This is a genomic window from Saccharothrix sp. CCNWYY140, from assembly GCF_037401995.1.
GTDB lineage: Bacteria > Actinomycetota > Actinomycetes > Mycobacteriales > Pseudonocardiaceae > Actinosynnema.
The window spans coordinates 28,903-39,542 of sequence record NZ_JBBEGC010000017.1; the positions used below are offsets into that span (position 1 = coordinate 28,903).

Consider the following 10,640-nt stretch of genomic DNA (forward strand, 5'->3'; position numbering starts at 1 on the left):
GGCCATCAGTTGCCCTCCTCAGCGCGACCTTCTTCAGGCGGCGCCGAGCTCGTCGTCGATGAACCGCAACAGCTCGTCGGCCGAGGCGGTCTTCAGCACCGTGTCCACGTCCGGTCCGCCCGCGTCGGCGCCCGCGTCGGACTTCCCACGCCAATTCGACAGCACCGCTTGCAACCGCTCGGTAATCCGCGCCTTGACCGCCTCTTCGAGGGTCCCGGCACCCGCCAGAGACCGCTCCAGGACGTCCAGCTCGCCCAGCAGGGCGTCGGCGGGGTCCACCTCGGCGGGCGCCAGTTCGGCCAGCAGGAAGTCGGTCAGGGCGGCGGCGGTCGGGTAGTCGAACACCATCGTCGCGGGCAGCTTGAGGCCCGTGGCCGCCTTGAGGCGGTTGCGGAACTCGACGGCGGTCAGCGAGTCGAAACCCAGTTCCGTGAACGGTTTGGTGGCTTCGACCGCGTTGGCGCTGGAGTGACCGAGGACGGTGGCCGCCTGTGCCTTCACCAGTTCCAGCGCGGTGTGCCGGCGCTGGGGACCGCTCTGGCGCAGCAGTTCGTCCTTGAACGCGCCCGCCGACTGCGTGGCCTCCAGCGTGCGGCGGGCGGGGCCGCGGACCAGGCCGCGCAGCAGCACCGGCAGCATGTCCACCCGGCCCAGTTCGCGCAGGGCGGCCGGGTCCACCGGCATGGGCACCAACAGCGGCTCGTCGATGCGTTGGGCCGCGTCGTAGAGCGCCATGCCCTGGGCCACCGAGAGCTCCAGCAGGCCGCCGCGGGCCAAGCGGGCGCGGTCGCCCGCGTCGAGGTGCGCGGTCATGCCGCTGGCCTCGCCCCACAGGCCCCAGGCCAGCGCCTGGGCGGGGAGCCCGGCCGCACGCCGTTGGGCGACCAGGGTGTCCAGGAAGACGTTCGCCGCCGCGTAGTTGCCCTGCCCCGGGCCGCCGAGGGTGCCGGCGGCGGCGGAGAAGACGGTGAACTCGGCCAGGTCGTGGGTCAGTTCGTGCAGGTTGACCACGGCGTCGACCTTGGGGCGCAGGACGTTCCGCACCTGGTCCTCGGTCAGGGCGGTGACCACGCCGTCGTCCAGGACGCCCGCCGTGTGGATGACGGAGGTCAGGGGGTGCTCGGGTTTGACGGTGGCCAGCGCTTCGGCCAGTTGGTCGCGGTCGGCCGCGTCGGCGGCGGCGATGGTGACTTCCGCGCCCAGGCCCGTGAGTTCGGCGGCCAACTCTTCCGCGCCTTCGGCGTCGAGGCCTCGGCGGGAGGTGAGCAGCAGGTGCTTGACGCCGTGGTTGGCCACCAGGTGCTTGGCCAGCAGGCCGCCGAGCGTGCCGGTGCCGCCGGTGATGAGGACCGTGCCGTTCGGGTCGCGGCGCGGCGGCACGGTGAGCACCAGCTTGCCGACGTGCTTCGCCTTGGACATGAACCGGAACGCCTCGGGCGCGCGGCGCATGTCGTAGGGCTTGATCGGCAGCGGGGTGATCTTGTCGTCCTCGACCAGGGCCAGCACGTCCCGCAGGATCGCGGCCACCCGGTCCGGGTCGATGGCGAGCAGGTCGAACGCCTGGTACGCCACGCCGGGGTGGTCCTGGGCGACCTTCTCCGGGTCGCGGACGTCGGTCTTGCCCATCTCGATGAACCGGCCGCCGGGGCTCAGCAGGCGCAGGGACGCGTCCACGAACTCCTTGGCCAGCGAGTCGATCACGACGTCGATGCCGTGGAACTTCTGCTCGAAGTCGAGCGTGCGGGAGTTGGCGATGTGGTCGTCGTCCAGGCCCATGCCGCGCAGGGCGTCCCACTTGCCGGGGCTGGCCGTGGCGAACACCTCGGCCCCGAGGTGGCGGGCGAGGCGGACGGCGGCCATGCCGACACCGCCGGCGGCGGCGTGGATCAGGACCTTCTCGCCCGGCTTGACCTCGGCGAGGTCGACCAGGGCGAAGTACGCCGTGCAGAACGCGATCGGGGTGGCCGCCGCCGTGGCGAACGACCAGCCCTGCGGGACGCGGACGACCATCCGGGCGTCGGTGACGACCTCGGGGGCGAAGGCGTCGTGGAACAGGCCCATGACATGGTCGCCGGGGTTCATCGTCGTGACGTCCGGCGCGGTCTCGACGACCACGCCCGCGCCCTCGCCGCCCATCACGCCGTCGCCCGGGTACATGTCCAGGGCGATCAGGACGTCGCGGAAGTTCAGGCCCGCCGCGCGCATGGCGATGCGGACCTGGCCGGGGCCCAGGGGTTTCGGGTCGCCGGCGGGGAGGAGGGCAAGGTTGTCCAGGGTGCCCTTCTCGGTGACGTCCAGGCGCCAGCGGTCCGTGTCGGGGACCAGGGCCGGGGTGGTGGTCGCTCGGGCCAGGCGCGGGACGTAGGCGACGCCGTCGCGGATGGCGACTTGGGGTTCGAGGGTGGTCAGGGCTCGGTGGGGGTCCCGGTCGTCGATGTCGAGCAGGACGAACCGGTCCGGGTTCTCGGTCTGGGCGCTGCGGACCAGGCCCCAGATCGGGGAGTTGGCGAGGTCTTCGGCCGGCTCGTCGGTGCTGATGGCGTTGCGGGTGACGATGACCAGCTTGGCCTCGGCCAGGCGTTCGTCGGCCAGCCACTCGCGGAGGGTTTTGAGGGTGTCGTTGACGGCCTGGTAGGCGCCTTGGACCGGGTCGTCGTGCTGGTTCAGGCACGGCAGGGCGACGCGGTCCGGGACCGGCGCGCCGTTGTCGAGGGCTGCTTGGAGGGCGGCCAGGTCGGGGTAGGTGTCGGTGACCAGGCCTGCCTGCTGCGGCAGGTCGAGGGTGCCGAGCGTGGCCCAGCGGTGGCCTCCGGCCCCCGTCTCCATTGTCCCACCGGGGTACGACAGTTCCGTCCAGTCGAGGCGGAAGAGGGCGTCGTGGTGGGTGGTCTGGGTGGTGGGGGCGGTGGCTTCGCGCAGGACCAGGGACTCCACGGTGGCGACCGGGGCGCCGGTGTGGTCGGTGGCGGTGAGTTCCACGGCGTTCTGGCCGGCTGGGCGCAGGCGGACGCGGAGGGTGGTGGCGCCGGCCGCATGCAGGGAGACGCCGGTCCAGGCGAACGGGAGCAGGGGGCTTTCGCTGGTCGTGCTGAGGGCCAGCGGGTGGAGGGCGGCGTCCAGGAGGGCCGGGTGGAGGCCGAAAGCGGCCTTGCCGGCGGACTCCGGGAGGCCGACTTCCGCCAGGATCTCGTCGCCGCGCCGCCACGCGCGTTGGACGCCTCGGAATGCCGGGCCGTAGTGCAGGCCGGCGGTGGCGAGGGTGTCGTAGAGGTCGGCCACCGGGAGTTCCTCGGCTTCCGGGGGCCAGACCGGTTCGAAGGGCGCGGGCTGGTCGGCCTCGCCGAGCAGGCCGACGGCGTGGCGGGTCCACGGGGTGTCGTCGTTCCGGCGGGAGTGGATCTTGATCGGGCGTTGGCCGGCCTCGTCGGGTGCGCCGACCCACATCTGCACCTGGACCGCGCCCTTCTCGGGCAGCACCAGGGGCGCGGTGAGGGTGAGTTCCTCGACCTTGCCGCAGCCCACCTCGTCGCCGGCGCGGACCGCGAGTTCCACGAACGCGGTGCCGGGCACCAGGACCTGGCCGCCGACGGCGTGGTCGGCCAGCCACGGGTGGGTGCCCACCGACAGGCGGCCGGTGAACAGCAGGCCGTCCGTGTCGGCGACGGCGACCGCCGCGCCCAGCAGCGGGTGGTCGGCGGCGGCCAGGCCCAGGCCCGCCGCGTCCGCCACGACCGCACCGGCCTCGGGCCAGAACCGCTCGTGCTGGAACGGGTAGCCGGGCAGGCGGACCTTGCGGGCGTCGCCGTGCGGCCACCGGACCTTGACGCCCTGGGTGTGCGCCTCGCCGACCGACAGCAGGAACCGGGTCAGGCCGCCCTCGTCGCGGCGCAGTGAGCCGACGACGGACGCGGTGGCCTCGGCGTCGTCGATGATGTCCTGCACGCCGATGGTCAGCACCGGGTGCGGCGAGGACTCCACGAACGCGGTGAACCCGGCGTCGAGCAGCGCGCGGACGGCGGGCTGGAACCACACCGTCTGGCGCAGGTTGCGGTACCAGTACTCGGCGGCCATCACCGTGGTGTCCAGCCAGCAGCTGTCCACGGTGGAGTAGAACGGGACGTCCGACTTGCGCGGAGCGAGGCCCTGGAGGACGTCCAGCAGCTCGTCGTGGATCTCCTCGACGTAGGTGGAGTGCGAGGCGTAGTCCACGTCGATCTTCTTGGCCCGCACGCCGTTCTCCGCGCACTCGGCCAGCAGCTGCTCCAGCGCGTCCGGCTCGCCGGCGACGACCGTGGACCTCGGGCCGTTGACGGTGGCGACGGTGACCCGGCCGGCGAAGTGCTCGATGCGCTCGCGGACCTGGTCGGCGGGCAGCGGCACGGACACCATGCCGCCCTTGCCGGACAGCCGCAGCAACGCCTTGCTGCGCAGGGTGACGACCTTGGCGGCGTCCTCCAGCGACAGCGCGCCCGCGACGGCCGCCGCCGCGATCTCGCCCTGCGAGTGGCCGATCACTGCGGACGGCTCGACCCCGTAGGACCGCCAGAGTGCCGCCAGCGACACCATCACGGCGAACAGCACCGGCTGCACCACGTCCACCCGGTCGAGGGAGGGCGCGTTCGGGGTGTTGCGGACCACGTCCAGCAACGACCAGTCGGTGAACTGGTCGATCGCCTCCGCGCACTCGGCCATGCGGGACGCGAAGACCGGAGAGGTCTCCAGCAGTTCCACGGCCATGCCGACCCACTGCGAACCCTGGCCCGGGAAGGTGAAAGCGACCTTGCCGGCCGGGTTCGCCGTGCCGGTGACGACGCCGGGCGACGGCTCGCCGGCCGCCAGCGCGGTGAGGCCCGCACGCAGGTCGCCGGCGAGGACCGCGCGGCGGGAGTGGTGGGCGCGCAACGACAGCGAGTACGCGAGGTCGCGCGGCTGTTCGGTGTCGAGCAGGGGCAAGAGGTCGGCCGCCTGCTGCTGGAGCGCGGCCTGGGAGCGCGCGGACAGCACCAATGCCACCGGGTCGGGCGATGCCGGCCGGTCGGCCGCCGGGACCTCGGCGGGCTCCTCGATGATCACGTGCGCGTTGGTGCCGCTGAACCCGAACGACGACACACCCGCCCGGCGCGGGCGCTCGCCGCGCGGCCACGGCTGGGCGTCGGCCAGCAGCCGCACCCCGCCGGACCAGTCGACGTGCCCGGTGGGCTCCTCGACGTGCAGGGTCTTGGGCAGCTCGCCGTGCTTGAGCGCCAGCACGGTCTTGATCACACCGGCGACGCCGGCGGCGGCCTGGGTGTGGCCGATGTTGGACTTGACCGACCCCAGCCACAGCGGCCGGTCGCGGTCCTGGCCGTAGGTGGCGAACAGGGCGTCCACCTCGATCGGGTCGCCCAGCGTGGTGCCCGTGCCGTGCGCCTCCACCACGTCCACGTCGGACGGCCGGAGACCGGCGTTGGCCAGGGCGGCGCGGATGACCCGCTGCTGCGACGGCCCGTTGGGCGCGGTCAGGCCGTTGGACGCGCCGTCCTGGTTGACCGCCGTGCCCCGGATCACCGCGAGCACCTCCTGCCCGGCGGCGACCGCGTCCGACAGCCGCATCAGCACGACCACGCCGACGCCCTCGCCCCAGTTCGTGCCGTCCGCGCCCGCCGCGAACGCCTTGCAGCGGCCGTCCGGCGCGAGCCCGCGCATCTTGGAGAACTCGACGAAGGCGCCCGGCGTGGACATCGCGGTCACGCCCGCCGCGACCGCCGCCGAGCACTCGCCCGACCGCAGCCCCTGCACGGCCATGTGCAGTGCGACCAGCGATGACGAGCACGCGGTGTCCACGGTGACCGCCGGGCCTTCCAGGCCCAGCACGTAGGACAGGCGGCCGGACAGGATGCTGGCGGCGTTGCCGGTGGCCATGAAGCCCTCGGCGCTCGCGCCGACCGCGCCCGTCAGGCGGATGTAGTCATTGTTGTTGGTGCCCACGAACACGCCGGTCGGGGTGCCGCGCAGGGACGTCGGGTCGATGCCCGCGTCCTCGAACGCGGTCCACGCCGCCTCCAGCACCAGCCGCTGCTGCGGGTCCATCGCCTCGGCCTCGCGCGGGCTGATGCCGAAGAACGCGGCGTCGAAGCCGGGCAGGTCGTGCAGGAACCCGCCCTCGCGGACGTAGCTGGTGCCGGGGTGCTCGGGGTCGGGGTGGAACAGGCCGTCGAGGTCCCAGCCCCGGTCGGCGGGGAACGGGCCGATGCCGTCGCGGCCTTCGCGCAGCATCGCCCACAGCTGCTCCGGGGTGGCCACGCCGCCGGGGAACCGGCAGCTCATGCCGACGATCGCGATCGGCTCGTCGCTGAACCCGGTGGCGGCGACGACCTCCTGGACCCCGTCGGCCAGCAGGTGCTCCGCGAGCGCCAGCGGGGTCGGGTAGTCGAACGCGACCGCGGCCGACAGCCGGACGCCGGTGGCCTCGATCATGCGGTTGCGGAACTCGACCGCGGTGACCGAGTCGAAACCCAGGTCCTTGAACGCGCGGGTCGCCTCCACGGCCTCGGGACCGGCGTAGCCCAGGGTCAACGCGACCTGCGTGCGGACCAGGTCCGTGACGTGGTCCAGGCGGTCGGCCTCGGGCACGTCGGCCAGCAGCCGCGCCAGGTCATCGGTTGATCCGGTCTCGGTCTCGGTGACGGCCTCGGGGATCGTGTCGAACAGCCGGCTCGGGCGCAGGGCGGTGAACGACGGGACGAACGCCGTCCAGTCGACGTCCGCGAGCACCACGGCGGTGTCGGCGGCGGCGAGGGCGGTGCGCATCGCGGCGATCGCGCGGTCCGGGGCCATCGGCGCCAGGCCCCGCTTGCGCAGGGCGGCGTCGATGTCGTCGTCGACCAGGTTGCTGCCCGCCCACGGCCCCCAGGCCAGCGAGGTCGCGGCTTGACCGCGGGCGCGGCGCCGCGCGGCGAGGGCGTCGAGGTAGGCGTTGGCGGCGGCGTACGCACCTTGCGCGCCACTGCCCCACACGCCCGCGACCGACGAGAACAGCACGAACTCGGCCACGTCGGGGAAGACCGCGTCCAGGTTCCGCGCGCCCTCGACCTTGGCGGAGACGACCTCGGCGAACTCGTCCTGGGACATGTCCGCGATGGGTGTCAGCTGGGCCAGTCCGGCGACGTGGACGACCGCGGTGATGTCGTCGTGCTCCGCCGCGACGGCTTCCAGGGCGGCACGGTCGGCGACGTCGCAGGCCACGACCGTGACGCGGGCGTTGATCCCGGCCAGGGTCTCGGCGGGCGCGGTGCCCCGGCGGCTGAGCAGCAGGACGTGCTCGGCGCCGTCGTCGGCGTAGGCCTTGGCGACCTCGATGCCGAGGGTGCCGGTGCCGCCGGTGACCAGGACCGTGCCCGTGGTGGGCGTCCGGCCGGAGGGGCCGGCCGGCGCGCGGTGCAGGCGGCGGGCGAACACGCCGTCCGGGCGGACCGCCACCTGGTCTTCACCGAGGCCCGCGAGCACGGTGGCCAGGGCGGCGGAGGTGCGGTCGTCGAGGGTGGCGGGCAAGTCGACCATGCCGCCCCAGACCCGCGGCAGTTCGAGCGCGGCGACCCGCCCCAGGCCCCACACCAGCGCCTGGTCGGGGTCGGTGACGGGGTCGGCGGGCGAGGTGCCGACCGCGCCCCGGGTCAGCGCCCACACCGGGACGCCGTGCTCGGCAACGGTCTGGACGAGGGTCAGCGTGTCGGCCGCACCGAGCAGCGACACGACACCCGAGACACCCTCGGTGAGGGTGTCCGCGATGCCGGCAAGGTCGGTGCCGACCGGTGTGGCGCCGTGCGCGGCCAGTGCCGCCGCGACCTCCGCACCTTCGGGGCCGACGACCAGCCAGGTGCCGGTGAGGGTGCGGGCGGTCCCGCTGGGCAGGCGTTCCCACTTGGCTTCGTAGCGCCAGGGGTCGCCAGGACCTGCCGCGGTGAACGCCTGGACGCTGTCCATCCAGAACCGCTCGTGCTGGAACGCGTACGTCGGCAGCTCGACCCGGGAAGGACCGGTGCGTCCGTAGAACGCCTCCGCGTCCACGGTCACCCCCCGAACCTCCAGCCGCGCCAACGCCTCGACCAGCGCACGCGCTTCGTCGCGGTCCTTGCGCAGCAACGGGATCAGCACCACGTCGTCGCCGACGCTGTCCGCCGCCATCGTGGTCAGCACGGCGTCCGGCCCGATCTCCAGCACCGTCTTCGCCTCGACCGCCCGCACGGCATCCGCGAACCGCACACCGGCCCGAACCTGCCCCACCCAGTACTCGGCCCCGAACTCCTCCGACCCCTCGCCGCCGGAATCCGTCAGACCCTCATGGGACAATGGAGACGGGGGCCGGAGGCCAGCCGTCGACACCAGCGGAATCGTCGGCTCGCGGTAGGTGATCGTCTCCGCGACCGCCCGGAACTCCGCCAGCATCGGCTCCATCAGCGGCGAGTGGAACGCGTGCGAGACGGTCAGCCGCTTGGTCCGGCGGTCGGCGAAGTGCGCCTCCACGGCCGCCACAGCCTCGACAGCACCCGACACCACAACCGACCGCGGACCGTTGACGGCCGCGATGTCCACGTCCGCACCGAGCAACGGCCGGACCTCGTCCTCCGTCGCCTCGACCGCGAGCATCGCGCCACCCGCAGGCAAGGCCTGCATCAACCGACCGCGCGCGGCAACCAGTCGAGCCGCGTCCGCCAGCGAGAACACCCCGGCCACGTGAGCGGCGGCCAGTTCGCCGATGGAGTGCCCGACCAGCACGGACGGCGTCACGCCCCACGACTCCAGCAGCCGGAACAGCGCCACCTCGATCGCGAACAACGCCGGCTGGGTGTACCCGGTCTGGTGCAGCTCCTCGGTCTCCAGCACCGAACGCAACGGCCGGTCGAGGTGCGGGTCCAGAGCCGCGCACACCTCGTCGAACGCGGCGGCGAACGCCGGGAACGCCTCGTACAGCCCGAGCCCCATGCCCAAGCGCTGCGCGCCCTGACCGGAGAACACCATCGCGGGCTTGCCGGCGGCCATCCGGCCGTGCACGACACCGGCGGCCTTCTCGTCCCGGGCCAGCGCGGCCAGGCCGGCGGCCAGTTCCTCGGCGGACGTGCCGACCACGGCGGCCCGGTGCTCGAACCGCGCCCGCGAGGTGGCCAGGGCGTACCCCAGCTCGGCGGGATCCACAGTGGACACAACGGACGCCAGTCGACGGGCCTGGTCCCGCAGGGCACCCGGGTCGCGTGCGGTCAGCAGCAACGACGTCACCGGCGCGGACGCGGCCTCGGGCACCTCCTGCTCGGGCGCCTGCTCGATGATCACGTGCGCGTTGGTCCCGCTGAACCCGAACGACGACACGGCCGCCCGGCGCGGACGCCCGGTCTCCGGCCACGGCGTCGGCGAGGTCAGCAGCCTGACGTTGCCCGCCGTCCAGTCCACCTGGTCGGAGGGCTGCTCGGAGTGCAGGGTCGCGGGCATGACCCCGTGCCGGATCGCCTCGACGACCTTGATGATCCCGGCGACGCCGGCGGCGGCCTGCGTGTGGCCGATGTTGGACTTCACCGACCCCAGCCACAGGGGTTCGGGGCGGTCCTGGCCGTAGGTGGCCAGCAGGGCCTGCGCCTCGATCGGGTCGCCCAGCGTGGTGCCGGTGCCGTGGCCCTCGACCACGTCGACCTGGCTCGTGGACAGGCCCGCGTCGACCAGCGCGGCCTCGATGACCCGCTGCTGCGACGGCCCGTTGGGCGCGGTGAGGCCGTTGGACGCGCCGTCCTGGTTCACCGCCGACCCGCGCACGACCGCCAGCACGTGGTGGCCGTTGCGCAGCGCGTCGGACAGCTTCTCCACCAGCAGCACGCCCACGCCCTCGGCGAACCCGGTGCCGTCGGCGTCGGCCGAGTAGGACCGGCACCGGCCGTCCGGCGACAGGCCGCGCTGGCGCGAGAACTCCACGAACGTCAACGGGGTCGCCATCACCGACACGCCACCGGCCAGCGCCAGCGTGCAGTCGCCGCGCCGCAGGGCCTGGATCGCCAGGTGCAGCGCGACCAGCGACGACGAGCACGCGGTGTCGACGGTGACGGCGGGGCCTTCCAGGCCCAACGTGTAGGCGACCCGGCCGGACACGACGCTGCCGGACGAGTTGCTGCCCGCGTAGTCGTGGTACATCAGGCCGGTGAACACGCCGGTCGGGCTGCCCGACAGCGTCGCCGGGTCGATGCCCGCCCGCTCCAGCGTCTCCCAGGCGACCTCCAGCAGCAGCCGCTGCTGCGGGTCCAGCCGGACCGCCTCGCGCGGGCTGATGCCGAAGAACGCCGGGTCGAAGTCCGCCGCGTCGTAGAGGAACCCGCCGCGCGCGGTGTAGGAGGTGTCCTCGCGCTTCGACTCCGGGTCGTGCAGCGCCGCCAGGTCCCAGCCGCGGTCGGTCGGGAACGCGCCGGTCGCGTCGGTCCCGGACTCGACCAGCCGCCACAGGTCCTCGGGACCGGTCACGCCGCCCGGGTAGCGGCAGGCCATGCCGACGATCGCGATCGGCTCGTGCGCCGCCGCCTCGACGTCGTGCAGCCGCTGCCGGGTCTTTTGCAGGTCTACGGTAACCCGCTTGAGGTAGTCCCGGAGCTTGTCCTCGTTCGCCACTACCCCTCGCCCCTCTCGAA

General features: G+C 73.5%; 1 protein-coding gene. It reads right to left on the reverse strand.

All coding sequences use genetic code 11. From position 1 onward, the window contains the following. Positions 1–33 precede the first annotated feature (33 nt). Complete coding sequence (locus WBN91_RS11765; protein WP_337726133.1) at positions 34–10,620, reverse strand: SDR family NAD(P)-dependent oxidoreductase; 10,587 nt, start codon at positions 10,618–10,620, stop codon at positions 34–36. Between the last annotated feature and the right edge of the window lie 20 nt (positions 10,621–10,640).